25 protein-coding genes are annotated in these 26533 nt (G+C 66.1%); 7 read left to right on the forward strand and 18 right to left on the reverse strand.

The annotated features are described in order from the left end of the window. Nucleotides 1-388: 388 nt before the first annotated feature. The 3 genes from BM244_RS18120 to BM244_RS18130 all read right to left on the reverse strand — a co-directional run bounded on the left by BM244_RS18120 (nt 389) and on the right by BM244_RS18130 (nt 3022). On the reverse strand, nt 389-1072 hold the full coding sequence (locus BM244_RS18120) for a prolyl hydroxylase family protein (protein WP_093400303.1): 684 nt from the start codon (nt 1070-1072) through the stop codon (nt 389-391). 116 nt (nt 1073-1188) lie between these two features. Beyond that, nucleotides 1189-2181 carry an RcnB family protein gene (locus BM244_RS18125; RefSeq protein ID WP_093400304.1) on the reverse strand — a complete coding sequence of 331 codons (993 nt, stop codon included), beginning with the start codon at nt 2179-2181 and terminating at the stop codon, nt 1189-1191. Between the two features lie 295 nt (nt 2182-2476). Beyond that, entirely contained in the window at nt 2477-3022 is a 546-nt protein-coding gene (locus BM244_RS18130; RefSeq protein ID WP_093400305.1) for a (2Fe-2S)-binding protein, read from the reverse strand. Between the two features lie 104 nt (nt 3023-3126). On the opposite strand from BM244_RS18130, the gene BM244_RS18135 reads away from it, so the two are divergent. Further along, nucleotides 3127-4422: a sugar MFS transporter gene (locus BM244_RS18135; RefSeq protein WP_093400408.1), complete on the forward strand. Its 1296-nt coding sequence runs from the start codon at nt 3127-3129 to the stop codon at nt 4420-4422. Nucleotides 4423-4483: 61 nt separating this feature from the next. On the opposite strand, the gene BM244_RS18140 is transcribed toward BM244_RS18135, so the two are convergent. From BM244_RS18140 to BM244_RS23215, 4 genes are all read right to left on the reverse strand, one after another. Continuing rightward, nucleotides 4484-5617, reverse strand: a complete 1134-nt coding sequence (locus BM244_RS18140) for a CaiB/BaiF CoA transferase family protein (RefSeq protein WP_093400306.1) — start codon at nt 5615-5617, stop codon at nt 4484-4486. 73 nt (nt 5618-5690) lie between these two features. Then, nucleotides 5691-6875: an acyl-CoA dehydrogenase gene (locus BM244_RS18145; RefSeq protein WP_056055772.1), complete on the reverse strand. Its 1185-nt coding sequence runs from the start codon at nt 6873-6875 to the stop codon at nt 5691-5693. Between the two features lie 67 nt (nt 6876-6942). Then, nucleotides 6943-7263, reverse strand: a complete 321-nt coding sequence (locus BM244_RS18150) for a hypothetical protein (RefSeq protein ID WP_093400307.1) — start codon at nt 7261-7263, stop codon at nt 6943-6945. 2 nt (nt 7264-7265) lie between these two features. Further along, entirely contained in the window at nt 7266-7442 is a 177-nt protein-coding gene (locus BM244_RS23215) for a hypothetical protein (RefSeq protein ID WP_165895153.1), read from the reverse strand. A gap of 113 nt (nt 7443-7555) precedes the next feature. Between BM244_RS23215 and BM244_RS18155 the strand changes: the two genes are divergently transcribed. Beyond that, a complete protein-coding gene (locus BM244_RS18155) occupies nt 7556-8188 on the forward strand; it encodes a S24 family peptidase (protein ID WP_254784551.1) in 633 nt (210 codons plus the stop codon). Nucleotides 8189-8373: 185 nt separating this feature from the next. On the opposite strand, the gene BM244_RS18160 is transcribed toward BM244_RS18155, so the two are convergent. The 11 genes from BM244_RS18160 to BM244_RS18210 all read right to left on the reverse strand — a co-directional run bounded on the left by BM244_RS18160 (nt 8374) and on the right by BM244_RS18210 (nt 21119). Continuing rightward, the gene (locus BM244_RS18160; RefSeq protein WP_093400309.1) at nt 8374-9288 is read right to left on the reverse strand and encodes an SDR family NAD(P)-dependent oxidoreductase; all 915 of its coding nucleotides are present in this window, start codon (nt 9286-9288) and stop codon (nt 8374-8376) included. A gap of 95 nt (nt 9289-9383) precedes the next feature. Then, on the reverse strand, nt 9384-9740 hold the full coding sequence (locus BM244_RS18165; protein ID WP_093400310.1) for a hypothetical protein: 357 nt from the start codon (nt 9738-9740) through the stop codon (nt 9384-9386). A 127-nt stretch (nt 9741-9867) separates the two neighbouring features. Next, nucleotides 9868-10560 (reverse strand): phosphate regulon transcriptional regulator PhoB, encoded by a 693-nt coding sequence (phoB, locus tag BM244_RS18170; protein ID WP_055873047.1) that lies wholly within the window; start codon nt 10558-10560, stop codon nt 9868-9870. Beyond that, nucleotides 10560-11249, reverse strand: coding sequence for a phosphate signaling complex protein PhoU (phoU, locus tag BM244_RS18175; protein WP_056489018.1), 690 nt, complete (start codon nt 11247-11249; stop codon nt 10560-10562). Before phoU ends, phoB begins: the two co-directional genes overlap by 1 nt. A gap of 14 nt (nt 11250-11263) precedes the next feature. After that, nucleotides 11264-12043 carry a phosphate ABC transporter ATP-binding protein PstB gene (gene pstB, locus BM244_RS18180; RefSeq protein ID WP_056051462.1) on the reverse strand — a complete coding sequence of 260 codons (780 nt, stop codon included), beginning with the start codon at nt 12041-12043 and terminating at the stop codon, nt 11264-11266. Further along, on the reverse strand, nt 12043-13341 hold the full coding sequence (pstA, locus tag BM244_RS18185; RefSeq protein WP_093400311.1) for a phosphate ABC transporter permease PstA: 1299 nt from the start codon (nt 13339-13341) through the stop codon (nt 12043-12045). The genes pstB and pstA overlap by 1 nt, the downstream gene beginning before the upstream one ends. Continuing rightward, nucleotides 13334-14710 carry a phosphate ABC transporter permease subunit PstC gene (pstC, locus tag BM244_RS18190; RefSeq protein WP_093400312.1) on the reverse strand — a complete coding sequence of 459 codons (1377 nt, stop codon included), beginning with the start codon at nt 14708-14710 and terminating at the stop codon, nt 13334-13336. The genes pstA and pstC overlap by 8 nt, the downstream gene beginning before the upstream one ends. 313 nt (nt 14711-15023) lie before the next feature. Continuing rightward, on the reverse strand, nt 15024-16094 hold the full coding sequence (locus BM244_RS18195) for a substrate-binding domain-containing protein (RefSeq protein ID WP_093400313.1): 1071 nt from the start codon (nt 16092-16094) through the stop codon (nt 15024-15026). Between the two features lie 46 nt (nt 16095-16140). Further along, nucleotides 16141-17367 (reverse strand): ATP-binding protein, encoded by a 1227-nt coding sequence (locus BM244_RS18200; RefSeq protein WP_093400314.1) that lies wholly within the window; start codon nt 17365-17367, stop codon nt 16141-16143. A gap of 491 nt (nt 17368-17858) precedes the next feature. Beyond that, on the reverse strand, nt 17859-20543 hold the full coding sequence (acnA, locus tag BM244_RS18205; RefSeq protein ID WP_093400315.1) for an aconitate hydratase AcnA: 2685 nt from the start codon (nt 20541-20543) through the stop codon (nt 17859-17861). A 210-nt stretch (nt 20544-20753) separates the two neighbouring features. Continuing rightward, the gene (locus BM244_RS18210) at nt 20754-21119 is read right to left on the reverse strand and encodes a hypothetical protein (protein WP_093400316.1); all 366 of its coding nucleotides are present in this window, start codon (nt 21117-21119) and stop codon (nt 20754-20756) included. Between the two features lie 127 nt (nt 21120-21246). Between BM244_RS18210 and BM244_RS23220 the strand changes: the two genes are divergently transcribed. The 5 genes from BM244_RS23220 to BM244_RS18230 all read left to right on the forward strand — a co-directional run bounded on the left by BM244_RS23220 (nt 21247) and on the right by BM244_RS18230 (nt 26488). After that, nucleotides 21247-21396: a hypothetical protein gene (locus BM244_RS23220; RefSeq protein ID WP_175518285.1), complete on the forward strand. Its 150-nt coding sequence runs from the start codon at nt 21247-21249 to the stop codon at nt 21394-21396. Between the two features lie 224 nt (nt 21397-21620). Further along, entirely contained in the window at nt 21621-22091 is a 471-nt protein-coding gene (locus tag BM244_RS18215; protein ID WP_093400317.1) for a MarR family winged helix-turn-helix transcriptional regulator, read from the forward strand. After that, on the forward strand, nt 22088-23497 hold the full coding sequence (locus BM244_RS18220) for an efflux transporter outer membrane subunit (RefSeq protein WP_093400318.1): 1410 nt from the start codon (nt 22088-22090) through the stop codon (nt 23495-23497). The genes BM244_RS18215 and BM244_RS18220 overlap by 4 nt, the downstream gene beginning before the upstream one ends. Next, a complete protein-coding gene (locus BM244_RS18225; protein ID WP_093400319.1) occupies nt 23494-24657 on the forward strand; it encodes an HlyD/EmrA/EmrK family protein in 1164 nt (387 codons plus the stop codon). The genes BM244_RS18220 and BM244_RS18225 overlap by 4 nt, the downstream gene beginning before the upstream one ends. Before the next feature lie 286 nt (nt 24658-24943). Continuing rightward, the gene (locus tag BM244_RS18230; protein ID WP_093400320.1) at nt 24944-26488 is read left to right on the forward strand and encodes a DHA2 family efflux MFS transporter permease subunit; all 1545 of its coding nucleotides are present in this window, start codon (nt 24944-24946) and stop codon (nt 26486-26488) included. The last annotated feature ends 45 nt before the right edge of the window (nt 26489-26533 follow it).

Here is a 26533-nt window from a genome sequence, read left to right on the forward strand (position 1 = left end):
ATTGTCGAGCGGGAGGGGCCGCGCGGTTAGGGCGATCTCGCTACCGCGTGCACCACGTGCGTCTTGTTCTCCCGCGAAGGCGGGAGCCCAGTCTGGGTCCCCGCCTTCGCGGGGAAACAATTTTGCGCGGACTGGCGGAATGTAAACTCTCCCCCCGTTCGTGCTGAGTAGCGACCGAGTAGCTCCGTCAGGAGCGTATTGAGGGCGCGTATCGAAGCATGGGTTCCGCGCGCCAACCTGTCCTTCGATACGCCGTCTCGATACGCCGCCTTCGGCGCCTACTCGACGGCTACTCAGGACGAACGGGGAGGGGGGCGAGATGAGGAATCCGCGCCGGGCGGATCCGCAACAGGGGAGGGCGAGCGATGTTAAAGTCGGTTTGCGCCCCTCACTTGATCCAGGGCCGCTCGCGAAACCACTTCGTCACGATATACTTCACGCCCTCGACCACCGGCATGCCCTCGTGCAGCGTCAGCCCGTTCGGCGTCCCATCCGGGTTCATGTTGTTCCAAGCCAGCAGCATGCCGCGCTTCGGCGCGATCTTCACGCCGGCCTGCGGAAACCACGTCGCGCCGCCCTCGGGGACGTCGTTGAGGAACACCATCGCGGTCCAGGTGCGCTGGCCGCCTTGCTCCTGCATCCTGGCCCAATAGCTTTCGGACTCGTGAAAATAATCATGGTGCGCGCGGAATTGCTGGCCGGGGGCATAGCGCTGGCCCTGCATCGTCTCGCCGTGCAGCAGGTCGATCCCGAGCAACGTCGCGATCGCCTCGTCGGTCGGCTGCACGTCGGGGGACCAGCGATCCATGTCGCAGCTCTCGCTGGTCCGGAAATTGCTGTTCGGGCGATCGGAGAGCAGGGTCGACGGCCGTCGCTTCGAATCGATCACCGCGATCAGCTGCTTGCAGGTCGCGGGATCGAGGAACTGGTCCTGATAATAGAACTGCACCGTGTCCATCGCGATGCGCTGCACCGCCGGATTGGCGTCGAGGCGCGCGGCGACCTGCGATCCGAAGGCCTGGCGGACTGCCGCGGCCGGATCGACCTTCTTGGCTTTTGAAAAGATACCCACGTCGCAGGATTTGGCGAACTCGCCCCGAAAGGCAAGAGGGGTAAACGCAAGAGCCCCGCGGTGATCTGGACCACCGCGGGGCTCTCCCCTGTTACTGCGTGACGGTAAGCCGGAGCCTACCAGAAGATGTCGTACACCGTGTCGACCACGCGGCCGCTGTCGAGATCGACCAGCAACGCGTCGTTGTAATAGCGCACCCAGCGATACGGGCCGTACGCCTCGGGCAGGCGATAGGTGTACGGGTCCTGGATCCAGTAATTCTGGTTGTAGAGAATGCTGTTCAGCGAAAAACCGACCCCGAAGCGACGATAGCCCGAACCCCCGCCGCTCGGCGCGTAATAGCGCGGGAGGCGGTAGGCGCCGCGGTTCGACGCGCGGTAGTTGCTCCACGCGTAGCGGTTGTCGGTGCGCCAGCCGCGATTCCATGCGCCGCCCTGGTTGTACCGACCTTGGTTGTAGCCGCCGCGGCCATAGCCTTGGACGTTGCCATAGGCGCGGTTGGGCTGACGGTTCTGGTAGCCGTCACGACCTCCGTTGCGCCAGTCGCCGCGGTTGTCGCCCCGGTTGTCATTGCGCGCGTCGTTGCGCCAATCGCCGCGTCCACCGTTGCGGTCGAACTGGCCGCGATCCGCTTGCTGGTTGCCGCGATCGAAACCGGGGCGTCCTTGGTCGCGGTTCCAGTCGGGGCGGTTCTGGCCGGCCCGCGGGTCGGGACGGGTTTGGCCGTTCCAGCCCTGACCGTTGCCACGCTGGCCGTTCCACGCCTGACTGTCGCCACGCTGTCCGCCGCGCTGCCCGTTCCAGTCGGGACGGCCTTGTCCATCGGGACGGTCGCCGCGGACTTGCGGTTGCGTGCCGAGATCGGCGCGCTGCGGGCGCTGGCCTTGATCGGGCGCGGCGGGGCGGTCGGGGCGCTGCTGCTGCTGGAAGGGTTGCCCGTCTGGGCGCGGGCCGCGATCGCCGCGTTCCTGACGCTGGCCGCGGTCGGGACGCTGGCCACGATCACCGCGGTCCTGGTCGACCTGTTGCGCGGTCGCGGTCGATGCCATCATGGTCGCCGGCACCAACGCGGAGGCCGCCATCAAGAGTTTGAGAAACTTGCCCGTCATCGCCGTCGTCCTCGACTGCCGGCGCACGAGCCGGCTCCTATGATGGGTCGGGTATAGACGCCGCGGAGTGTGGAGAGGCTGAATGGGTTCGTCAGCGATTAGACAGGTTTAGTCGGGATCAGTTGTTACTCACCCGAAGGTATCCACCCCGGCGAAGGCCGGGGCCCAACTGGGGGCGGCAAGTAACGAAGTGCGCGCTCCATCACCTTGGACGTTCCAATTGGGCCCCGGCCTTCGCCGGGGTGGTGGAAGCCGCCGACATGTTCATGAGAACATGCTTGACCCTGACGGCGCCCTACCGCGCCGGCGGCGGCACCAGCGCCGGCACCAAACGCGCCGAGTCCGCGGGATCGATCCCCGGCCGCGGTCCGGCGGGGATCACCTCTTCTCCGCGCATTGCCCGCCCGGCACGCTGAATCGCTTCGACCACGCGCGGATACACCCCGCACCGGCACAGGTTGGTGATCTGCTCGCGGATCAGCGCTTCACTCGGGTCGGCATTGCGCTTCAGCAACGCCGCCGCCGCCATGATCATCCCGGGGATGCAGAACCCGCATTGGGACACCGACTCCGCGATAAACGCCAGCTGCACCGGGTGATTGCGTTCGCGCGACAGCCCCTCGATCGTCGTGACGTAGGCGCCTTCGATCGAACCGATCGGCACGCGACAGCTCCGCATCGCGCGTCCGTCGACATCGACCGTGCACGCGCCGCACTGCCCCGTACCGCAACCGTATTTCGTCCCCGTCAGGTTCGATGCATCGCGCAACGCCCATAGCAACGGCGTCTCGTTGTCGAGCTTGTATTCGATCGGCTCGTTGTTGACGGTGAAGCGGCTCATGCCCGCCGTCCTAGCTCGCCGGGACGGATCGCACCACGCGGCATTGCCACGCGCCGCCGCGCAGGCTTATGTCGCGCGGAAATACCGCGAGAGGGCGCAATACGATGCACGTCGATACCAAATCCACAGCAGCAGCCGGAGGCGATGCCAGCCACGGCTACGACGCGCCCGACCTGCGCGTGTTCGTGTTCGCGCTGTTCTTCATCTTTGGCGGCATCACCTCGCTGAACGACATCATCATCCCGAAGATGAAGGAGCTCTTCACGCTCGACCACGCGACCGCGATGCTGGTCCAGTCGGCGTTCTTCCTCGCCTATGCGCTGTTCTCGATCCCCGCCGCCGCGATCGTGCGCAAGGCTGGCTACATGCGCACCGCGTCGATCGGCCTCGTGACGATGACCGCGGGCTGCCTGTTGTTCATCCCAGCGGCCGGTCAGGCGAGCTTCGGCATGTTCCTGTTCGCGCTGTTCGTGCTCGGCGCAGGCATCACCGTCGTGCAGGTCGTCGCTAACCCGCTGATCTCGGCGCTCGGCCATCCCAAGTCGGCCTCGAGCCGCCTGACCTTTGCGCAGGCGTTCAATTCGCTCGGCACCACGATCTTCCCGTATGTCGGCTCCGCGCTGATCCTCGGTGGCTTGGCGACGGTCGACTCCTCGAAGCTCACCGGCGCCGCGCTCGACGCCTACCGGACCGAGTCTTCGCGCACGGTCGTGCACACCTATATCGGCCTCGCGATCGCGCTGCTGATCGTCGCCGCGGTGGTGTGGACTCGTCGCAACCGGCTCAACGAGGAGCAGGACCAGACCGGCAGCATCTTCCACGCGTTCACGCTGCTGAAGCGCCCACGCTTCGCGATGGGGACGGCGTGCATCTTCCTGTACGTCGGCGCCGAAGTCGCGGTCGGTTCGCTGATCGTGAACTACCTGATGCAGCCGAGCGTGATGGGCCTGAGCGACGTCGCGGCGGGCAAGCACGTGCCGTTCTACTGGGGCGGCGCGCTGGTCGGCCGGTTCATCGGCGCGTACGTGCTGAACAAGGTGTCGCCGGGCAAGGTCCTCGCGGGCGTCGCGACGGGCACGCTGGCGCTGATCCTGATCTCGGCGAACACCGAGGGCGCGCTGTCGGGCTGGGCGTTGCTGGCGATCGGCCTGATGAACGCCGTGATGTTCCCGACGATCTTCAGCCTCGCGTCCGAAGGTCTCGGCAAGCGCGCGGCGGAAGGCTCTGGCGTGATCGCCACGGCGATCGTCGGCGGCGCGATCGTCCCATATTTGACGGGCATGCTAGCGGACAAGTCGGGCAGCCTGCACTTCGCGCTGCTGCTCCCGGCAATCTGCTACGCGCTGATCCTGGCGTACGGGTTGTATGCCCGGAAGCCAGTGGTCGAAGCTGCCTACTAAGCGTGTTCCCCCGCGAAGGCAGGGGCCCAGACTGGGTCCCCGTCTTCGCGGGGAAACAATTCTACGTTGGTGACCCCAACATCGGCGCCGCCCGCCCGGTCGCGAGATCGGCATCCGAAAACCGGATCGGCGTACGCAGCCCCGGGACCAGAGACCCATCCGGCCGCGCGACGTCGATCGCCATCCCCCGCGTGACGACCTGCGGATCCTCGAAAGCCTGCGCGACGGTATTGATCGGCCCGGCCGGCACACCCACCGCCTCCAACCGCGCCAGCAACTCGAGTTTAGGCACCAGAGACGTCGCCGCCTCGATCCCCGCGAACAAGATGTCCTTGAACGCCAACCGCCCGGCATTGGTCGCAAACCGCGGATCGTCGCGCATCTCGGGCAAGCCCATCGCATCGCAGAACCGCCGGAACTGCCCGTCATTCCCGACCGCCAGGATGAACCACCCATCGGCACACGGAAACACCGCATACGGACACACGTTCATATGCGCATTCCCGACTCGCGTCGGCGACACGCCGCTCGCAAACCAGTTCATCGCCTGGTTCGCCAGCACGCCGGTCATCGTGTCGAGCAACGCCATGTCGATCTGCTGACCCCGGCCGGTCCGCTCGCGCATTGCCAGCGCCGCCTGGATCGCGATCACGGAGTACAGCCCGGTCATGATGTCGGCGAACGCGACGCCGATCTTCTGCGGCGCGCCATCGGGCTCGCCGGTCAGGTCCATGATCCCGCTCATGCCCTGGACGATGAAATCGTAGCCGGCGCGGGGGGCATACGGCCCGTCCTGCCCGAACCCAGTGATCGAGCAATAAACGAGGCGCGGATTGATTGCAGAGAGCGTGGCGTAGTCGAGCCCGTATTTAACGAGCCCGCCGACCTTGAAGTTCTCGATCACGACGTCGGCGTCTGCGATCAGGTCACGGACGACCGCCTGGCCTTCGAGCGTGGTAAAGTCGGCGACGACCGACCGCTTCCCGCGATTGGCGGCGTGGAAATACGCGGCGTCGCGCGTGCCGTCGGGGTTGTCGATAAACGGCGGCCCCCAGGTTCGCGTATCGTCCCCGGCGGGGCTTTCGATCTTGACCACGTCGGCACCGAGATCGGCAAGCACTTGGCCAGCCCAAGGCCCCGCGAGGATCCGCGCGAGTTCGACGACCTTGAGACCGGCGAGGGGAGTATCCTTCAACCTTGTTCTCCCGCGAAGGCGGGAGCCCAGACTGGGTCCCCGCCTTCGCGGGGAAACAAGCTCCCTAGCTCGATCAAAACGCAGCGATACCCGTGATCGCGCGCCCGAGGATCAGCGCGTGCACGTCATGCGCACCCTCGTACGTGTTCACCGTCTCCAGGTTCATCAGATGACGCATCACCTGATACTCCCCCGAAATCCCGTTGCCGCCGTGCATGTCCCGGCTCATCCGCGCGATATCGAGCGCCTTGCCGACGTTGTTGCGCTTCACGATCGAGACCATCTCCGGCGCGAACCGGCCCTCGTCCATCAGCCGCCCGACGCGCAACGACGCCTGCAGCCCGAGCGCGATCTCGGTTTCCATGTCGGCCAGCTTCTTCTGGAAAAGCTGTCGCCCGGCCAGCGGCGTCCCGAACTGGTTGCGGTCGAGGCCATATTGCCGCGCCGCATGGAAACAGAATTCCGCCGCGCCCAGCGCCCCCCACGAAATCCCGTACCGCGCACGATTGAGGCAGCCGAACGGCCCCTTTAACCCCTGCACGTCTGGTAGCAGAGCATCGTCGCCGACCTCGACCTCGTCCATCATCACCATGCCGGTGATCGACGCGCGCAACGACAGCTTGCCCTCGATCTTGGGCGTCTCCAGCCCCTTCATCCCGCGTTCGAGGATAAAGCCGCGGATGCCGCCGCCATGCTCGTCGGACTTCGCCCAGATCACGAACACGTCCGCGATCGGAGAGTTCGAGATCCACGTCTTCGCGCCCGAGATCACATAACCGTTCGCCGTCTTCTTCGCGCGTGTCGTCATCCCGCCGGGATCGGATCCCGCATCCGGTTCGGTCAGCCCGAAGCAGCCGATCCACTCGCCCGTCGCGAGCTTGGGCAGGTATTTGCGCTTCTGTTCTTCGGACCCGAACGCATTGATCGGGTACATCACGAGGCTAGACTGCACCGACATCATCGAGCGATACCCCGAGTCGATCCGCTCCACTTCGCGCGCGACCAGCCCGTACGCGACATAGGACGCACCGACGCCGCCATATTCCTCGGGGATCGTCGGCCCGAGCAACCCGAGCGCGCCCATCTCGCGGAAAATCGCGGGATCGGTATGCTCGTGCTGGAACGCGTCGATGATCCTGGGCGCGAGCTTGTCGTCGGCATAGGCCTTCGCGCTGTCGCGGATCATCCGCTCGTCCTCGCTCAACTGATCGTCGAGCAGGAACGGATCCGCCCAGTCGAACTTGCCCATCCCGGCCATATGAATCTCCTTCGTTGACCGCCGACTTCGTGGTTCGGCCAGCGAAAGTCCACCCCTCACGAGACGTTTACGCGTCGATCAGCGTCAGCACCGCGATCGTCACATGCTCGCGGTCGCTGATCGACTCGATGCGGTCGACCACCAGATCGGCGACGATATGCCCGCGCATCGCGAACTCCGCCTCGGGCAACGCGTCGATCCAGTCTCGAAGACCGGGTACGGGTACCGCCGCGATCGTCAGCCGGTGCAGCGTGCCGACGAAGGTCGCGCTCGCCCACGGCGTGCACGCGATCGACTCGACGTGCATCGTCAGGCCTGCCGCCCCTGCATGACCGCGAAGCGCGCGGATCAGCAGCGTGCCCGCATCGGGGCCGCGGATCGCGTCCATCCTCACGATCCGTGCCGTTCTATGAACGTCTCGATCCGCGCCACCATCGGCGCGCGCGGCTGGCGACCGAGTCGGAGATCGTGGACCAGCCGCGGATCGCCGACCGCCAACCGGCCAAATTTGGAAGTCGGCATGCCGGTCTGCCGCAGATATCGGTCGATCTTGATGAGAACGGACATGGTCGCTCCTTCCTGTTCCTAGCCCAAGACCCCGCCCGAGTCTTCGCCTGTGTTCTTGATCTGTTCCGGCAAATCCTACTTGTCTAGGAAAATTCCTACGCTACGGTTCGGGCGTGGCTAGAACCGTGTCCGATCCCGATCCAAGAACCGCACTGGCGACGCTGGCTGCGGCGCGTGGCGACAGTCTGGCGGCGCTGTCGGCGATGCTGGGGCGCAACGCGGCGTACCTTCAGCAATATGTCCGGCGCGGATCGCCGCGGGTGCTCGGCGAACGCGACCGTCGATTGCTGTCGGACTATCTGGGTGTGAGCGAGGCAACGCTGGGCGCACCCGCCGACCGGCCGGCAGGGTTCCGCATCCGCAAGCTCGACGTGGCGGCGTCTGCGGGGCCGGGCGCGCTGGTCGACGGCGAGATCGTGCTCGGCACCGACACGCTGGACCCCGGCCTCGCGCGGAAACTCAGGCTAAGGGACAGGCAGGCGGCGATCATCCGCGTGCGCGGCAATTCGATGGAGCCGGGACTGTTCGACGGCGATCACATCGTGGTCGACACCGCCGACCGTACGCCGCGCGCAAAGGGCGGGGTGTACGTCATCCGGATCGACGACGCGGTGATGGTGAAGCGCGTGGCCTTGGTACGCGGGACATTGGTGGCGACGAGCGATAACCCGGACGCGGCGGCTGTGCCGGACGGAGCCATCGCCGTCATCGGCCGCGTAGTCTGGCAAATGCGCGAGCCGCGATAATAGTGACGGTCGATGCTCTGATCCTCCCCCGCTAGGGGGAGGTGGCACCGAAGGTGACGGAGGGGGAGGACACGGCACGGCGGTTTCCCTTACCTCCCCCTCCGTCTGGCAAGGGCCAGCCACCTCCCCCTGGCGGGGGAGGATCGTTTACCATGGCGTTCTGCGACCTGGACTAAGTGCGACCGTCAGCGTCCCTGCAACTTGCTGAGGATGGTCATCGACTGTTCCGAGCCCGACTGCGGGACGATCTCACCAGTCCGGTCGATGATCGCGTCCCAGTGTGCCGCGACACCTTCAACCGACAGGTCTTCGCCGGTCAGCAACTTGCCCTGCGTCAGCGTCACATACGCCGCCTGGAACACCCCGGCGCCTGCGCCAACGATCATGTTGGTGGGGGCGTCCTCGGAGACGAGGAACACCGCGGCGGGCGCGACCTTGTCGGGGGAGAAGGCCTTGAACGCTTCCTCAGGGAAAATGTCCTGCGTCATCCGCGTGCCCGCGGTAGGCGCGATCGTGTTGACCTTGATGTTGTTCTTCGCGCCCTCGATCGCGAGCGTCTTGGTCAAGCCGGCGAGGCCGAGCTTGGCGGCGCCGTAGTTCGCCTGACCGAAATTGCCGTACAGGCCCGTCGACGACGCAGTCATCAGGATGCGGCCATAGTTCTGGCTGCGCATCGTGTCCCACACCGCCTTGGTGGCATTGGCCGAGCCGTTGAGGTGGACGTCGACGACGAACTTGAAGTCGGCGGGCTCCATCTTGGCAAAGCTCTTGTCGCGCAGGACGCCGGCGTTGTTGATGAGGATGTGAACGCCGCCCCATTTTTCGGAGGCGCGGGCGACCATCTCGACCATCTGGTCGTACTCGGTGACGCTGCCGCCGTTCGACATCGCCTCACCCCCGGCCGCTTCGATTTCCTCGACGACTTTCAGCGCGGCGTCGGAATGCCCGGTGCCGTCGCGGGACGCACCGAGATCGTTGACCACGACCTTCGCGCCACGACGGGCGAGTTCGAGCGCGTATTCGCGGCCGAGACCGCCGCCTGCACCGGTAACGATCGCAACCCGATCTTCAAAGCTGATAGATCCAAAGTTCTCAGACATGGAAAAGGCGCCCCTCTCTTATAGTTGGAGCGCCTTTCCTAGAACGTAAAGCCAGCTAGGCAAGCGGCAGGATCACCCGCCGATTGCCGCCGGACTTACTTGCCGCCGCGGTTGCGGCAGCCGTCCTTGACCGTCTTCGAGCACACCGGATACGTCGCCGGTGCTGGCGTCGGTGGCGTCACGGTCGGCTGGCCGAACGTCACGCCGCCGGCCGGGGCAGGGGCCGCCATCGGTGCGGCGGGTGCCGCTGCCGGATCAGCGGGAGCGGCCATCGCCTGATCTGCCGGTGCAGCAGGTGCTGCGGGATCGGCGGGGGCAGCCTGATCGGCCGGTGCCGTCTGCATTGCGGGATCGGCCGGTGCGGTCTGCGCGGCGGGGTCTGCCGGCGGCGTCGTCTGGGCGATCACGGGCGACGCGAGAAGAGCGGCGGCGGCGAGAAGGATGGACTTCATGAGAATCTCCTAAATGGGTGCACCATTTGGTAGCGCGACGTCTGAACGCACTAAGTCGCGCTTGGGTCCTTCGTTTCGCATCCGATTCCATTCGTCCCGCCGCTAGACCCATAGCGGGACAGAGTCCTTATCCGCCCGTATCGAGCGAATACCCCGCCGAACGGACGGTGCGGATGATGTCCGGACGCTCGCCGACGTTGATGGCTTTACGCAACCGCCGGATGTGCACGTCGACCGTGCGGCTCTCGATATCCGAGTCATGGCCCCACACCGCATCGAGCAGCCGCTCGCGCGAGAACACCCAGCCTGGATGCTCGAGGAAATGCTTGAGCAGCCGGAACTCGGTCGGTCCAAGCGACACGACTTCGCCAGAGCGACGGACCTTGTGGCCGACCGTGTCCATCTCGATGTCGGCATAGCTGAGCGCTTCGCCGGCGAGGGCAGGGCGGACCCGGCGTAGGACCGCCCCGACGCGCGCGACTAGCTCGCGGGGCGAGAACGGCTTCGTCACGTAATCGTCGGCACCGGTTTCGAGCCCCCGCACGCGATCCTCCTCCTCACCACGCGCAGTGAGCATGATGATCGGCACGTTCTGTGTCTCGGGCGCACGGCGCAGGCGACGGCACACCTCGATCCCCGAAAGCCCCTCGACCATCCAGTCGAGCAGGACGATGTCGGGCACCTTCTCCTTGGCGAGCAGCAGCGCTTCCTCGCCATCGGGGGTATGCGCGATCTCGAAATCCTCGCGCTTGAAATGCCAGACCAGCAATTCGGCGAGGGCGGCGTCGTCCTCGACCAGCAGCATCTTCGCGCGTGCCATTATGCCTGCTCCTTCTTTATGCCGCGTTCACGATCGACCATCTGCGTGCCGGTCGCGGCGAAATAGACCATCTCGGCGACGTTGGTGGCGTGATCGCCGATCCGCTCAAGGTTCTTGGCGACGAACAGCAGATGCGCGACCTGGCTGATCGTCTTCGGATTCTCGACCATGTAGGTCACCAGCGTGCGGAAGATGCTGTCGTAAAAATCGTCGAGCGCATTGTCGCTTTCGACCACGCGCACCGCCTCTTCGGCGTCGCGCGCGGCAAATGCGTCGAGCACGTCGTGGACCATCTCGCTCGCCATCCGGCCCATCGCGGGCAGGATCGAGATCGGCTCGATCCGGTGCTCGCTCTCGATCATCGGCACGCGCTTGGCGATGTTCTTGGCGTAGTCGCCGATCCGCTCGACGACGCCGGCGATCTTCAGCGCGGCGACCACCTCGCGCAGGTCGACCGCCATCGGCGCGCGCAACGCGATGATCCGAACCGCGAGCCGCTCGACCTCCGCCTCGATGACGTCGATCTGCTTGTCGGCGACGCGCACCTGCTCCGCGAGCGCGAGGTCGTTGCGTTGCAGCGCCTGCATCGCCTTGTCGATCGCGTCCTCGGCGAGCCCACCCATCTGCGAGATCAACCCGCGGAGCTCGCCGATGTCGTTGTCGAAGGCCTTGACCGTATGCGTGTTCATGGTCGTTTCCCGACTCAGCCGTAACGGCCGGTGATGTAATCCTTGGTCCGCTCTTCGCGGGGATTGGTGAAGATGTCCGAGGTGTTGCCGTATTCGACCAGCGTGCCGAGGTGGAAGAACGCGGTCTTCTGGCTGACGCGCGCGGCCTGCTGCATGTTGTGCGTGACGATCACCATCGCATAGCGGCCGCGCAGTTCGTGGATCAGTTCCTCGATCTTGGCGGTCGCGATCGGATCGAGCGCCGAACACGGCTCGTCCATCAGGATGACCTCGGGATCGACCGCGATCGCGCGCGCGATGCACAGCCGCTGCTGCTGGCCACCCGATAGCGCCGTGCCGCTGTCCGAGAGGCGATCCTTGACCTCGTCCCAAAGCCCCGCTCGGCGCAGCGATTTCTCGACGATCCGGTCGAGATCCGCCTTGGCTCCCGCCAGTCCGTGGATGCGCGGGCCGTAGGCGACGTTCTCGTAGATAGATTTCGGGAACGGGTTCGGCTTCTGGAACACCATGCCGACGCGGGCCCGAAGCTGCACCACGTCCATGTCGGGCGAATAGATGTCCTGGCCGTCGAGCTTGATCTCGCCGGTGACGCGCGCGCTCGCGACGGTGTCGTTCATGCGGTTGAGCGTGCGTAGGAAGGTCGACTTGCCGCAGCCCGACGGGCCGATGAACGCGACGACCTCGTCCTGATCGACGTCGATCGAGACGTCGTTGATCGCGATCTTGCTGCCGTAGGCGACGGAGACGTTGCGCGCCGTCATCTTAAGGACGGGAGGCTTGAAAGGTTTTGGCATCACCAGCGGGTCTCGAATCGGTTGCGGAGGTAGATCGCGACGCCGTTCATCGCGAGCAGGAACACGAGCAGGACGATGATCGCGGCGGAGGTCTTCTCGACGAAGCCGCGGCTGACCTGATCGGACCAGAGGAAGATCTGGACGGGCAGCACGGTCGCGGGATCGCTTAGCCCGGAGGGCGGCGCGGCGATGAACGCGCGCATGCCGATCATTAGCAACGGCGCGGTCTCACCGAGCGCGCGTGCCATGCCGATGATCGTGCCGGTGAGGATGCCAGGCAAAGCGAGCGGCAGGACGTGGTGGAAGACGACCTGCACCGGCGACGCGCCGATGCCGAGCGCGGCGTCGCGGATCGACGGCGGCACCGCCTTGATCGCGTTGCGGCCGGCGATGACGATCACCGGCATCGTCATCAGCGCGAGCGTCAGGCCACCCACTATAGGTGCCGAGCGGGGCATCCCGAACGTCCCGAGGAAGACGGCCAACCCGAGCAGGCCGAAGATGATCGACGGCACTGCGGCGAGGTTGTTGATCGACACCTCGATCAGGTCGGTCCAGCGGTTCTTCGGCGCATATTCCTCGAGATACAGCGCCGACAGCACGCCGATCGGGAAGGCAAGCAGCAACGTGACGATCATCGTCAACAGCGACCCTTTGAACGCACCCCAGATCCCGACGCGGGTGGCATCGGTGGAGTCCGCCGAGGTTAGGAAGCCCGCGTTGAACCCACGGGTCAGCGCGCCGCTTGCCTTCAGACGTGCGACGATCGCCTCGGCGTCGCGCGTGCCGTTGCCCTTGGCGGCGACGTCGATCGGGCTGGAGACGGGGACCTCGAATACTGTCTTGCGCTGGAGCAGCGACGGGTCGGCCTTGATCGCATCGCGCACCACCGCCCAGGCGCCGTCGGACAGCAGGTTGGTGCCGTCCTTGCCGAACGCTTTGGTCGCGGCGAGGTCGACGGTGCCTTCGAGCCCTGCGCCGGCGAGCGCGAGATCGGCGCCGCGACCGACGAGGCGGGCGGGCTCGATCGGCAGCTTGGCGGCGGAGAGATCGACCGGGAGCGACACGCGTGTCTCGACGAACCCGCTCGCGCCCTGCATCACCATCGTGATCAGCAGGTAGGCGAGGAACGCGGCGGACAGCCACACCGCGGCGAGCCCGGCGAAGCGGAAGCGGCGCTCGGATGCATAGCGACGGCGGATGCGCGACTGCATCGCCTGCGTCGTCCAGTCGGTCGGCACGCGGCGCAGGGGCTCCGCATTCGTCACAGGAATCTGGGGCACGAGCGTGTCACTCATAGGCTTCGCGGTACCGTTTGACGACGCGCAGCGCGACGATGTTGAGAAGGAGCGTGACCACGAACAGCGTCAGGCCCAGCGCGAACGCGGCGAGCGTCTTGGGGCTGTCGAACTCGGCCTCACCGGTCAGCAGGTCGACGATCTGCTTCGTGACCGTGGTGGTGCTGGCGAACGGGTTGAGCGTCAGCGTCGCGACACCGGAGGCGGCCATGACGACGATCATCGTCTCGCCGATCGCGCGCGACACGGCCAGCAGCACACCGCCGACGACACCGGGCAGCGCGGCCGGGAGCAGCACGCGGCGGATCGTCTCGGACGAGGTCGCGCCCATCGCGAGGCTCCCGTCACGCATCGACGAGGGAACCGCCGCGATCGAATCGTCCGCCATCGATGACACGAACGGGATGATCATGATGCCCATCACGAGGCCGGCGGCGAGCGCGCTTTCCGACGACGCCCAGCTGATCCCGACCGATACGGCGAGGTCACGCACCGCGGGCGCGACGGTCAGCGCGGCGAAATAGCCGTAGACGACGGTCGGCACGCCCGCGAGCACCTCGAGGAGCGGCTTCATCCACTTGCGCGTGTTCGGCGCTGCATATTGCGTGAGGTAGATCGCGCTCATCAGTCCGAACGGGATCGCGACGATCATCGCGATCACCGCGCCGATGAAGAACGTCCCCCAGAACAACGGCACTGCGCCGAGCGACGCACCCGGATCGCGCGCGTCGATGACCTGCGGGCTCCAGTGTGTGCCGAACAGGAAGTCCGTGATCGGCACGACCGAGAAGAACCGCGCGGATTCGTACAGCAGCGATGCGACGATGCCGACCGTCGTCAGGATCGCGATCAGCGATGCGCCGAGCAGCATCAGCATCACGACCCGCTCGACCTGCGTCCGCGCACCGAACCCGGGTTTGACGCGAGTGAAGGCGAACGCGCCGCCGGCGAAGGCGAGCAGCAGCGCGGCGGCGGTGGCGATCCAGTCGTAGCGCGATTGCGCCGCGGCGTAGGACGGGGAGAGCGTCCGCGCGAGCCCGTGGAACGCGCCGAAGCTGCGACCCTCCGCGAGGCTGCGCGCTTCGGACAGGATCGATGCGCGGTCGAAGCCGGGCGGGGGGAGCTGGATCGCGGCTGGCGTGGCAAGCACCGCATCGGTGACGAGCGCCGGCGCGGTCATCGACCAGATCACGAGGAAGACGAGCGGCGGGATCGCCGTCCACAGCGCGACGTACCAGCCGTGATGCGACGGCAGCGAACTGAACCGCACGGTGCTGCCGGCGCGGAAGCGGGTGGCGCGGACTCGTGCGGTGAGCCAGCCGATGAGGCCGATGCCTAGGACGAGGAAGAGAAGAGCGATGGAGGACATCAGGCGTGTCCTCCGAATGCTGCTATTCCGGCATGTACCCGATGGAGCACCGGGGGGGACTCCCCCCCGGCGAAGGCCGGGGTCCAATTGGAAAGGTCGGGGTAACGGGGCGCTGCACACACCAATGCAACGGTCCCCAATTGGGCCCCGGCCTTCGCCGGGGTGGTTGTCCTGTCATGCAAGGTTGTGACCGCCAAACTGCCGTTCCCCCGCGGACGCGGGGGCCCAGCTAAGTTCCGATGGCACGCTTGGCTCCTGGGCCCCCGCTTTCGCGGGGGAACTAGGGAGGGGGTGCGGCTTTGCGAGAAACACATCACGACAAAACCGCCGGATCCAGCACGGTCTCGTTCGCAATAATCGCCGCCGACCGCGCCTGGATCTCAGCCGGCGAAGCAATCAACCCCCGCTTCACCAACGGTCCCGTCGCGCCCCAGTTCGCCGCATACAGCTTCAACAAATTCCGCAACCCCGGGATCGCGGTCAGATGCGCCTTCTTCACATAGATATAGAGTGGCCGGGACCCCGGATACGCATTGTCCGCGATCGTCGCATAGGTCGGCGCGACGCCCGAGATCGACACCCCGTTCACGTCGTCCTTGTTCTCTTCGAGATAGCTGTACCCGAACACGCCGATCGCATTCGGATTCGACTGGAGTTTCTGGACGATCAGATTGTCGTTCTCGCCCGCATCGACATACACGCCGTCCTCGCGCACCCGCGTGCACAGCGCCTTGTGCGCCTCGGCATCGGACTTCGCGAGCGCCTTGGCCGAAGGATCGCTCGCCTCGCACCCTTTGGTCAGGATCAGCTCGGCCAGCGCATCGCGCGTGCCGCTGGTCGCCGGCGGCCCATAAACCTGGATCGGCACAGCCGGCAGCGCAGGATTGACGTCGCGCCAGACCCGAGCGGTATTCACCTTGCCGCCCGGATTGGCGGCGAGCGCCTTGTAGAGATCGGTCGGCGTCAGCTGCATCTTCGGGACGTTCTTCGCCTCGGCAAAGGCGATCCCGTCGATCCCGACCTGGATCTCGATCACGTCGCGCACGCCGTTCTTCGCGCACGTCGCGTATTCGCTCGCCTTCATCCGCCGCGACGCGTCCTCGATATCGGGATGCGCCGCGCCGACGCCCGCACAGAACAGCTTCATGCCCGCGCCGGTCCCGGTCGATTCGATCACCGGCGCCTTCGCATCGGGATCGTTGGCGACGAGCTGCTCGGCGATCATCGTCGTGAACGGATAGACGGTGGAGGACCCGACAGCCGTGATCTGGTCGCGCGAGCCCGCTCCGCCGCCGTTCGCCTGATCGACGCACGCGGCCAGAGCGCCCGTCACTGCCCCCAACACCCCTAGAAGAACCAACCGCTGCACCAGAATTCCCGTCATGCACCGGCCTTAGCGGTACTTAAGACGATCCTGTGTGACAGTTGGGTTACCCTTTTATGACACCGCCTTTTGCCGCGCCGCCGCTCGGCGGCAGGATGACCGAAACTACCGTCCCGACGCCGACCTGACTCGCGATATCGAGCCGTCCGCGGTGACGCTCGACGATGTGCTTGACGATCGCCAGGCCGAGCCCCGTGCCGCCCAGCGACCGGCTGCGCCCCGCATCCGCGCGGTAAAAACGTTCGGTCAGCCGCGGGATGTGCACCGCCGCGATCCCGTCACCCTCGTCGCGGATCGACAGGCGGATCATCCCGGCATCGTCGCGCTTCAGGTCGATCGTCACCGGCGTCCCCGCACGCCCGTATTTCATCGCGTTGCCGATAAGGTTGTGGAGCATCTGCGACAGCTGGACGCGATCGCCCGACACTGGCGCCAGATTGGGATCGATCGTCGCGACCAGATCCTGCCCGCGATCGCCCGCAGCATCGGCCAGCTCCTCTCGCGTATCCTCGACGAGCTGCGCAAGATCGACCGCCTGCTCAGGCAGGCGAAACTTCTCCGCCTCGATACGCGACAGTGAAATCAGATCCTCGACCAGCCGCTGCATTCGGCGCGCCTCGTCGTCCATTACTTTGAGGAAGCGCGCACGGACCTCGGCATCCTCGCCCGCCTCGTCGCGCAACGTCTCGATGAACCCCAGGATCGATGCCAGTGGCGTACGCAGTTCGTGGCTCGCATTGGCGACGAAATCGATCCGCATTCGCTCGGCCGCATAATTGCCGGTCTGGTCGACGAGATGGACGATGCGCTGGCCGTCCGTCGCCTCGCGCAGTCTCATCTCCCAGCGCTGATCGCGCGTGCCGAGGCCGACCAGTTCGATCGGACGCTCGCCATCGATCGGGCCCGGCGTACCCAGGCGCTCGGCCGCGGCAGGATGGCGGATCGCGACACGGGCATCCTCGCCAAGGATATGCGCGCCGAGCAATGCGCGCGCGGCCTCGTTCGCCAGCGTCACGCGGCCGTCCTGCACGAGCAGCACCGGCGCGACGATCGCGTCCAGTACGTCGTCGAGGATCGAGATGCTCGTCGCGGCGGACGAATCGGGGGCGGGGGCCTCGTCGCCCGTGCCCGCCGCGACCAGCGCGGCGGCGATCCCGCCGACCAGCGCGACGATCGCTCCCTGAATGTCCCGCGTGATCGCGAATACCGCAACGGCCGCGACGACGACGACGACGATAGCCCAGAACGTGCGCAGGCCGAATCCGGACAACATGGCGTCTCCCTCAGGATCGTTGCCTTAGGATGGATCGGGGCTTGGCGGAATTACCAATTCGCCGGGCGAGTGGGGTGCGTCGCGTTCCGGCCGCTCCGGCGATCTTCGGTTCGTCGCAAAACCGGGCTTCCACACATGGGCGACATATAGCTGCAACATATCGGGTCGAAGGAGTGGGCGTCGCCGCTCCCTCTCCCCCTGTGGACGGCGACTTGACCGGGTCTCCCCTGTCCCGGTCTTCTCCCTGAACTACGGGGCGATCCTTGCGATCGCCCCGCCTTTTTGTGTTCTGGGAGCGCGCGGGATCGCGGCGCGAGACGTGCGGCAATAACCTGAGATTTTGGAACTCTATCGATCCTCCCCCGCCAGGGGGAGGTGGCAGGCGCTTGCCTGACGGAGGGGGAGGTAAGGGAAACCTCTGTTCCGGTGTCCTCCCCCTCCGTCGCCTATGGCGCCACCTCCCCCTTGCGGGGGAGGATCGTAGGGCAGTCTTACGCGGCCAGCTTGCGCAGGACGTAGTGGAGGATGCCGCCGTTGAGGAAGTATTCCAGTTCGTTGACGGTATCGATCCGGCACTTGGTCTGGAACGTCTCGCTGGTGCCGTCGGCGCGGGTCATCTTCACGGTGACGTCCTGGCGCGGGCGGATGCTCGCGACGTCGAGGATCGTGAACGTCTCCGAGCCGTCGAGCCCGAGCGTCTTGCGATCGGTACCTTCGGCGAACTGCAACGGCAGCACGCCCATGCCGACCAGGTTCGAGCGGTGGATGCGCTCGAAGCTCTCGGTGATGACCGCACGGACGCCGAGCAGGTTGGTGCCCTTCGCCGCCCAGTCGCGCGACGATCCGGTGCCGTATTCCTTGCCGGCGACGATCACCAGCGGGGTGCCGTCCTGCTTGAAACGCATGGCGGCGTCGTAGATCGCCATGACTGCGCCGTCGTACTTCGACATGCCGCCCTCGATGCCGGGGACCATCTCGTTCTTGATGCGGATGTTGGCGAAGGTGCCGCGCATCATCACGTCATGGTTGCCGCGGCGCGCGCCATAGCTGTTGAAGTCCGCCTTGCTGACCTGATGCTCTTGGAGGAAGCGGCCAGCGGGGCTGTCGGCCTTGATCGAACCGGCCGGCGAGATGTGATCGGTGGTGATCGAATCGCCGAGGATCGCGAGCGGCTTGGCGTCGATGATGTCCTGTACCGGCGACGGCGTCATGCTGAGGCCCTCGAAATAGGGCGGGTTGGCGACATAGGTAGACCCTGCGCGCCATGCGTACGTGTCCGAGCCCGTGACGTCGATCTCGCGCCACTTGGCGTCGCCCGCATAGACGTCGCCGTAGCGCGCACCGAACATGCCGGCGTCGATGTTGGCGTCCATCGTCGTGCGGACTTCCTCGTTGGTCGGCCAGATGTCGCGTAGATACACGTCCTGGCCGTCCGAACCTTGACCCAGCGGCGTCTCGATCATGTCGGTCGTGACGGTGCCCTTGATCGCATAGGCGACGACGAGCGGCGGCGAGGCGAGGAAGTTGGCGCGGACGTCGGGCGACACGCGGCCCTCGAAGTTGCGGTTGCCCGAGAGCACCGACGCGGCGACGAGGTCGTTCTCGTTGATCGCGGCCGAGATCGCAGGTGCAAGCGGGCCCGAGTTGCCGATGCAGGTGGTGCAGCCATAGCCGACGAGGTTGAAACCGAGCGCGTTCAGGTCGGCGGTCAGCCCGGCCTTGTCGAGATAGTCGGTGACGACCTGCGAACCGGGGGCGAGCGAGGTCTTCACCCACGGCTTCGACTTCAGGCCGAGTGCGTTGGCCTTGCGCGCGACGAGACCGGCGGCGACGAGCACCGACGGGTTCGACGTGTTGGTGCAGCTGGTGATCGCGGCGATCACGACGTCGCCGTCGCCGATGTCATGCTCGCGACCCTCGACCGCGACGCGCGCGGGCTGCTCCTTGTGGTAGAGCTTGTGGAGGTCGCTGTTGAACACCTCGTCGACCTTGTTGAGGCTGACGCGGTCCTGCGGGCGCTTCGGGCCTGCGAGCGAGGCGACGACGGTGCCCATGTCGAGTTCGAGCGTGTCGGTGAAGACGGGGTCTTCCGCGTTCTCGTCGCGCCAGAAGCCGTTGGCCTTGGCATAGGCCTCGACCAGCTCGACATTCTCGTCCGAACGCGCAGTGAGGCGCATATAGTCGAGCGTCTTGTCGTCGATCGGGAAGAAGCCGCAGGTCGCGCCGTACTCAGGCGCCATGTTGGCAATCGTCGCGCGATCGGCGAGCGTCATCGACGACAGGCCGGGGCCGAAGAACTCGACGAAGCGGCCGACCACGCCCTTGGCGCGCAGCATCTGCGTGACGGTGAGCACCAGATCGGTGGCGGTGATGCCCTCGTTCAGCTTGCCGAGCAGCTTGAAGCCGACGACCTCGGGGATCAGCATCGACACGGGCTGGCCGAGCATCGCGGCCTCGGCCTCGATCCCGCCGACGCCCCAGCCGAGCACGCCGAGACCGTTGATCATCGTCGTGTGGCTGTCGGTGCCGACCAGCGTGTCGGGATACGCGATCATCGTGCCGTCACCGTGGTCGCCCGAGCTAGCCGACGACCAGACGGCCTGACCGATATATTCCAGGTTCACCTGATGGCAGATGCCGGTGCCGGGGGGGACGACCTGGAAATTGTCGAGCGCCTTGCTGCCCCATTTGAGGAACTCGTAGCGCTCGATGTTGCGCTCATATTCGAGGTCGACGTTGTCGTGGAACGCCTGCGGGGTGCCGAACTCGTCGACCATCACCGAGTGATCGATGACGAGGTGGACGGGAACCTGCGGGTTGATCTTCTCGGGGTTGCCGCCGAGCTTGGTCATCGCGTCGCGCATCGCGGCGAGGTCGACCACGCAGGGAACACCGGTGAAATCCTGCATAAGTACGCGGGCGGGGCGATACTGGATCTCGCGGTCGCTGCGACGCTCCTTCTGCCAGTCGACGATCGCCTGGATATCCTCGCGCGTGACGGTCACGCCGTCCTCGAAGCGCAGCAGGTTCTCGAGCAGCACCTTCATCGAGAAGGGCAGGCGGCTGATGTCGCCAAGCTGTTCCGACGCCTTGGCGAGGCTGTAATAGTCGTACGACTTGCCGCCGGTGGAGAGGCTGGTGCGGGTCTTGAGGGTATCCTGGCCAATGGCAGTCATAGGGGTCCTTCCCGTGGGCGTCGGGCCGCCGGGCGCCGAGGGGAAAGCAGCCGTATAGGCCACGCGGGCGCGTCGGGGACCGAGCGAAAAATGCTGTTACCGCTGGGGCCTTAGCAAGGGGGAGCGCATCGGGGAAGGGCGCGGGTGCCTGTGCTGCGCGGTAATCTTCTCGACCGGCGGCGGTTCGGCCGTGGGACGTACCGTACCGCGCTAGGCTGAGTCGTCGGACTGATGGATGGCGCTTGCATCGCGGAGGAATCCCTCCATCCGGTCCAGTGCGGACGCCGTCAACGCGATGGCGCCGCCGTCCGTGTAGGGCTCGATTTGCCCGTCGGCGACGAGATGCGCGAGCCACCGTTGCCCCGCGCCCGGCGGCGTTCCGGTCGCCCGGATCAATTCGTTCTCGGAAACTTCCTGTGCCTTCGCCTGCGCGACGAACAGCTGCAGCATCATATTCCAGGCGTGCTCGTCGAAAATCTCGCTCGGGAAGACTTCGGCGCGCAGGCTGCGCACATGAATGAGGTTTTCCGCAGTCCGCGATGATCCCGCGTGCGCCGATTCGGGTTCGTTTGCCATACCGGATGCTAAGCTCGGCCGATGCGCCACGCCATAGCCAAAACAGAGGGTAGACTTGATAAAGGATAGTATCTTGTGAACTAATCTAGTTCATTGAAAGGCCGTGCAAGAGCGGCGATCATCGCGCATGGCCATTGAGCGCGAAGAGACCGGAGCGTTGCGCGATGCAGTCGCACACGCGCTATCAATCGCCGACGAGCGGCTAAATCATTTGATCGGTGCGCTGCTGGCACAATGTCTCGACGAACTCGATCGACAGAAATTCCTGACCGGCTGATCGAACGCGCTGGTTTCAAAGGATATTCTTTCATCGGGCAGGGTGGCGCTGGCACGATGCTCTGTGGGCAGCATGACTTGCCTCACCACGCCGCAAAATCGACCCCCTCCATAAGCCCGGCTCTATAGGCCGGCTTCCTCTAAGCTGTAAAAGCGGGGTAGCTGCACCGGCAAATGTACAAACGCGCAATTGACTGCCTGGGCAATGGTTGCCATGGCAATGATATGGCGTTCTACACCAAATCAGATTTCGGGCCGGACTGTTCGCTCGGCTACCTCGCGCGGCGAATCCATCAGATCGGGCAGGGCCTGATCGAGCCGGTGTTCGCGGCGGAGGGCCTGTCGGGCACGCAATGGTCTGCGCTCATGTCCATCCTCGCTGGCCGGGCGGCAACGTGCGCCGATCTCGCGCGCGATCTTTCGCACGACAAGGGCGCGACGACGCGGCTGGTCGACGCGATGGAGCAAAACGGCTGGGTTACGCGGTCGCGCGCCAGCGACGACCGGCGTGTGCTCAATCTCGATCTGACGCCCGACGGCGAGGCGGTCGCGATCCGGTGTCGCGATACGATCATCGAATACTGGAATACCCTGTTGGTCGACTGGGACCGGGCCGAAATCGAGAAGCTGATCGAACTGATGCAGAAACTCCGCACGACGCTGGACGACGCTCTGACCGAAGGACGCCGCGCATGAAGATTGGTACCGCCCTATCCCCGATCGCTGTGGCGGGGCTGCTCGCGGGATGCGCGATCCCTGCTTCGAAGACCGTCGTGGAGCCGGTATCGGCCACGGCGCTGGGGCTGGCGCCGGATGCGGCGCCGGTGATCGCCGCCGATTGGTGGCGGTCGTTCGGCGATCAGCAGCTCGATCGGCTGGTGCGCGATGCCGTCGCGGGCAGCCCGTCGCTCGATGCGGCGCTGGCACGGGTCGCGCAGGCGCAGGCGGTGCTGTCGACGCGGCGTGCCGACAATGGCCCCGACGTGACGCTCGACGCGCAGGAGCAGCTCGCGCGGTTGAGCGGTCGTTACACGATCCCGCCGCCCTATGCCGGGTCGACGCGGTTCGTGGGGTCGACTGCGGCGAACCTCAGCTGGAACCTCGATCTGTTCGGGCGTCAGAAAGCTGCGATCGAGGGTGCGCGGGCGTCGGTGCGCGCGGCTTCGCTCGACGTCGCGGCGGCGCGGATGGCGCTGTCGGGGGCGGTGGTGCAGACGTATATCGATCTCGAACGTGCCGAGGCGCAGGCTGGTATCGCGCAGCGGACGATCGCGACGCGCCAGAATTCGCTGCGGCTGGTGAACGTGCGGATCCGCAACAACCTGGCGAGCAAGCTCGACGCGCAGGCGGCGACCACGCTGCTGGCTCAGGCGCGACAGGCGTTGCTGCGTGCGGAGGCGGCGCAGGTGCTCGCGAAGAACGCGCTGGCCGCACTCGCCGGGCGCGGTGCGGATTATCCGGCGACGATCGGCGCGACGGCGTTGCGGCTCGACGCGGCGCTGCCGTTGCCGAAGACCGTGCCGGCCGACCTGCTCTCACGACGTGCCGATATCGCGGCGGCGCAGGCGCGGATCGAGGCTGCGTCCGCCGGGCGTCAGGTCGCGCGGAAGGCGTTCTATCCGAACGTCAATCTGGCGGCGCTGGCGGGGTTCCAGGCGGTCGGGCTCGGCAATCTGTTCTCGCTCGATGCGGGCACGGTCGGCGTCGGGCCGGCGATCCATCTGCCGATCTTCGACAATGGCCGGTTGAAGGCGGACCTCGCGGGCGCGACCGCCGCGCTCGATCTGGCGACCGCGGATTATAACGACCGGGTGATCGGTGCGGTGCGCGAGGCGGGTGACGCAGTGGCACGGATCGGGGCGCTCGACGCGGACCGGCAGCGACAGCGCGAGGTGGTGCGCGGCTATGCCGAGACCGGCCGACTGAACGCGATCCGCGTGTCGAGCGGCCTCGATAGCCGGCTCGATCTTGTCGACAACGACGTCCGCACGCTGGCCGCCGAACAGGCCGACGCCGACTTGGCCGCCGATGCCGCGCAACAGCGCGTGCAACTCGTACTGGCGCTGGGCGGTGGTTATGATTTTCAGGGGATGACGCGATGACCGATACGCAAACGCCGCCGCCTGCCGCTGCTCCGGCCGGCAATCCGCGCGCACGCAAGCGCGCGCTGACGATCCTTGGCGTGGTCGTCGTGATCGGCGCGATCGTGTGGGCGGTGTTCCACTTCCTGCTCGCGGCGCCCGTCCAGGAGACCGACGACGCCTATGTCGCGGGCGACGTGGTGGCGATCACCGCGCGCGATCCCGGGCAGGTGACCGCGATCCATGCCGACAACACGCAGGTCGTGAAGGCGGGACAGCCGCTGATCGACCTCGACGCCGCGACCGCGGATGTCGGCGTGGCCTCCGCCGAGGCGGAGCTTGCGCGGGCGGTGCGTGCGACGCGCTCGGACTTTTCGAAGGTCAACGAGACCGGGGCTGCGGTCGTTCAGGCGGAGGCCGAGCTGGCGCGGGCGCGGAACGATCTCGCCCGTCGCCGCGGCGCCGCTGCGGAAGGCGCGATCTCGGGCGAGGAACTGAGCCATGCGGCGGACCAGGTAAAGGTGGCGAGCGCGACGCTGCAACTCGCGCGCAGCCAGCAAGCACAGTCGCGTAACGGCGTCGTCGGCACGACGGTGTCGAACAATCCGGCGGTGCTGGCGGCGATCGCGGCGTATCGGCGGGCGGCGATCACGCGCAGCCACATGCACGTCGTCGCGCCGATCGATGGCGTCGTCGCGCAACGCACCGTGCAGCTCGGGCAGCAGGTGTCGGCGGGGATGCCGTTGATGGCGGTGGTGCCGCTCGACCGCGTCTGGGTCGACGCGAACTTCCGCGAGACGCAGTTGCGCGATCTGCGGATCGGGCAGGCTGCGACGGTGACGGCCGATATGTATGGCGACGATCTCGTCTATCACGGACATGTCGTCGGCCTCGGCGCGGGTAGCGGCAACGCGTTCGCGCTGCTGCCGCCGCAGAATGCGAGCGGCAACTGGATCAAGATCACCCAGCGCGTGCCGGTGCGCATCGCGCTCGACAAGGGCGAGCTGCGGCGCAATCCGTTGCGGGTCGGGCTGTCGGTGAACGCGATCGTCAAGACCGCGGACAAGTCGGGAACGATGGTCGGGCGGCCGGCGGTGGCGGCGTATAAGGGTCTGGCGACCGGGCAGGGTGATGCCGCGGTCGATGCGAAGATCCGCCAGATCATCGCGGCGAACCGGTGATGATTGTGCGCCGTTCGCTCCCGTCTTGCTGGGTTGGTGCCGGCGCTCCCTTCCTTGTTCTCCCGCGAAGGCGGGAGTCTAGTCTGGGTCCCCGCCTTCGCGGGGAAACAGGCTTGTTGGTAACCTCCACGCTTCAGGCGGCACCACCCCGGCGGAGGCCGGGGCCCAGTTGGAAAGGTGGTTGTAACAGCGCGCTGCCTTCCGTTAGCCTCGTCCCCCAACTGGGCCCCGGCCTTCGCCGGGGTGGTTGGGGTGCAGCAGTTCGCTCTCAGCGGGACGTTCTCTAATGGCAGCCCCCTCCGGCCCCGGTCCCGCCCCCCTCGTCGGCGGCTCGCTCGCGCTCACTGCGTTCGCGCTCGCGCTCGGCACTTTCATGCAGGTGCTCGACACGACGATCGCCAACGTCTCGCTCCCGACCATCGCCGGCAATCTCGGCGTCTCGAGCGACAACTCCACCTGGATCGTCACGGCGTTCGCGGTCGCCAATGGAGTCGCGGTGCCGTTGACCGGGTGGCTGATGGGCCGGTTCGGGGTGGTGAAGACGTTTTGCACCTCGGTTGTCCTGTTCACGATCGCGTCGTTCCTGTGCGGGATCGCGTGGGATCTGCCCTCGCTGATCGGCTTCCGCGTGTTGCAAGGCGCGGTTTCGGGGCCGATGATTCCAGGCAGCCAGGCGCTGCTGATTGCGATCTTCCCTGCGCACAAGCGGGGCACTGCGTTGGCGATCTGGTCGATGACGACGCTGGTTGCGCCCATCATGGGGCCGATACTCGGCGGCTACATCTCCGATAACTATCATTGGAGCTGGATTTTCCTGATCAACGTCCCGTTCGGGATCTTCACGGCGTTCATTTGCTGGAACAAGCTCGGCAAGCGCGACACCCCCACCCGGAAATTGCCGATCGATCAGGTCGGGCTGATCCTGCTGGTGATCTGGGTCGGCGCACTGCAGATCGTGCTCGATCTCGGCAAGAACGACGACTGGTTCGCCGCCGACCGGATCGTCGTCGCCACGATCGTTGCCGCGATCGGCTTTGTGGGTTGGCTCATCTGGGAGCTGACCGACGCCAACCCGGCCGTGAACCTGTCGCTGTTCAAGAACCGCAACTTCGCGATCGGCACGACCGCGTTCTGCCTCGGCTATGCGGTGTTCTTCGCCAACACGCTGTTGCTGCCGCTCTGGTTGCAGACGCAGATGGGCTATACCGCGACCTGGGCGGGGCTGGTCGCAGCGCCGAGCGGCGTGGTCGCCGTGCTGCTGACGCCGCTGATGGCGAAGCTTGCCGGCAAGTTCGATGCGCGCCTGCTCGCCACCGTGGCGTTCGCGGCGTTCGGCTACTCCTATTACCTGCGCTCCGGGTACACGACCTATGCGAGCTTCTACGACCTGATGCTGCCGATGCTGGTGCAGGGTATCGCGATGAGCAGCTTCTTCCTTTCGATGCTGACGATTTCGTTCGACCGCATACCGGCCGAGCGCCTGCCGTCCGCGACGGGCATCTCGAATTTCGCGCGTATCACCGCGGGCAGCTTTGCCGCCTCGCTGATTACGACCGCGTGGGATCGGCGGGAGGCCCTGCACCAGAGCCGGTTGTCGGACGCCGTCGGTAGCGCGTCGCCCTATCAGATGGCCAGCGGCGCCTTGACCCGGATGGGCCTGACGGATGTCCAGGCGGCGGGCGCGATCACGCGGCAGATGGTCGGGCAGGCATATCTGCTCGCTTCGACCGATATCTTCCGCCTCTCGGCATGGCTGTGCCTCGCGCTGATCCTGCTCGTCTGGTGCACCCGCCGCGCCAACCCCCCGCAAGGCCCAATTGCGGCCGACTGACCAAGATCGCTGTCATTTCTTTATGACGGATCGCGTCCGAAACGA

The organism is Sphingomonas sp. OK281, from assembly GCF_900115295.1.
Taxonomy (GTDB): domain Bacteria; phylum Pseudomonadota; class Alphaproteobacteria; order Sphingomonadales; family Sphingomonadaceae; genus Sphingomonas.

Coding starts and splice junctions, on each gene's coding strand:
- BM244_RS18125 (WP_093400304.1), bottom strand. CDS start 2,181: ATGACGGGCAAGTTTCTCAAACTCTTGATGGCGGCCTCCGCGTTGGTG.
- BM244_RS18130 (WP_093400305.1), bottom strand. CDS start 3,022: ATGAGCCGCTTCACCGTCAACAACGAGCCGATCGAATACAAGCTCGAC.
- BM244_RS18135 (WP_093400408.1), top strand. CDS start 3,127: ATGCACGTCGATACCAAATCCACAGCAGCAGCCGGAGGCGATGCCAGC.
- BM244_RS18145 (WP_056055772.1), bottom strand. CDS start 6,875: ATGGCCGGGATGGGCAAGTTCGACTGGGCGGATCCGTTCCTGCTCGAC.
- BM244_RS18150 (WP_093400307.1), bottom strand. CDS start 7,263: ATGGACGCGATCCGCGGCCCCGATGCGGGCACGCTGCTGATCCGCGCG.
- BM244_RS23215 (WP_165895153.1), bottom strand. CDS start 7,442: ATGTCCGTTCTCATCAAGATCGACCGATATCTGCGGCAGACCGGCATG.
- BM244_RS18160 (WP_093400309.1), bottom strand. CDS start 9,288: ATGTCTGAGAACTTTGGATCTATCAGCTTTGAAGATCGGGTTGCGATC.
- BM244_RS18165 (WP_093400310.1), bottom strand. CDS start 9,740: ATGAAGTCCATCCTTCTCGCCGCCGCCGCTCTTCTCGCGTCGCCCGTG.
- phoB (WP_055873047.1), bottom strand. CDS start 10,560: ATGGCACGCGCGAAGATGCTGCTGGTCGAGGACGACGCCGCCCTCGCC.
- phoU (WP_056489018.1), bottom strand. CDS start 11,249: ATGAACACGCATACGGTCAAGGCCTTCGACAACGACATCGGCGAGCTC.
- pstB (WP_056051462.1), bottom strand. CDS start 12,043: ATGCCAAAACCTTTCAAGCCTCCCGTCCTTAAGATGACGGCGCGCAAC.
- pstA (WP_093400311.1), bottom strand. CDS start 13,341: ATGAGTGACACGCTCGTGCCCCAGATTCCTGTGACGAATGCGGAGCCC.
- pstC (WP_093400312.1), bottom strand. CDS start 14,710: ATGTCCTCCATCGCTCTTCTCTTCCTCGTCCTAGGCATCGGCCTCATC.
- BM244_RS18195 (WP_093400313.1), bottom strand. CDS start 16,094: ATGACGGGAATTCTGGTGCAGCGGTTGGTTCTTCTAGGGGTGTTGGGG.
- BM244_RS18200 (WP_093400314.1), bottom strand. CDS start 17,367: ATGTTGTCCGGATTCGGCCTGCGCACGTTCTGGGCTATCGTCGTCGTC.
- acnA (WP_093400315.1), bottom strand. CDS start 20,543: ATGACTGCCATTGGCCAGGATACCCTCAAGACCCGCACCAGCCTCTCC.
- BM244_RS18210 (WP_093400316.1), bottom strand. CDS start 21,119: ATGGCAAACGAACCCGAATCGGCGCACGCGGGATCATCGCGGACTGCG.
- BM244_RS23220 (WP_175518285.1), top strand. CDS start 21,247: ATGGCCATTGAGCGCGAAGAGACCGGAGCGTTGCGCGATGCAGTCGCA.
- BM244_RS18215 (WP_093400317.1), top strand. CDS start 21,621: ATGGCGTTCTACACCAAATCAGATTTCGGGCCGGACTGTTCGCTCGGC.
- BM244_RS18220 (WP_093400318.1), top strand. CDS start 22,088: ATGAAGATTGGTACCGCCCTATCCCCGATCGCTGTGGCGGGGCTGCTC.
- BM244_RS18225 (WP_093400319.1), top strand. CDS start 23,494: ATGACCGATACGCAAACGCCGCCGCCTGCCGCTGCTCCGGCCGGCAAT.
- BM244_RS18230 (WP_093400320.1), top strand. CDS start 24,944: ATGGCAGCCCCCTCCGGCCCCGGTCCCGCCCCCCTCGTCGGCGGCTCG.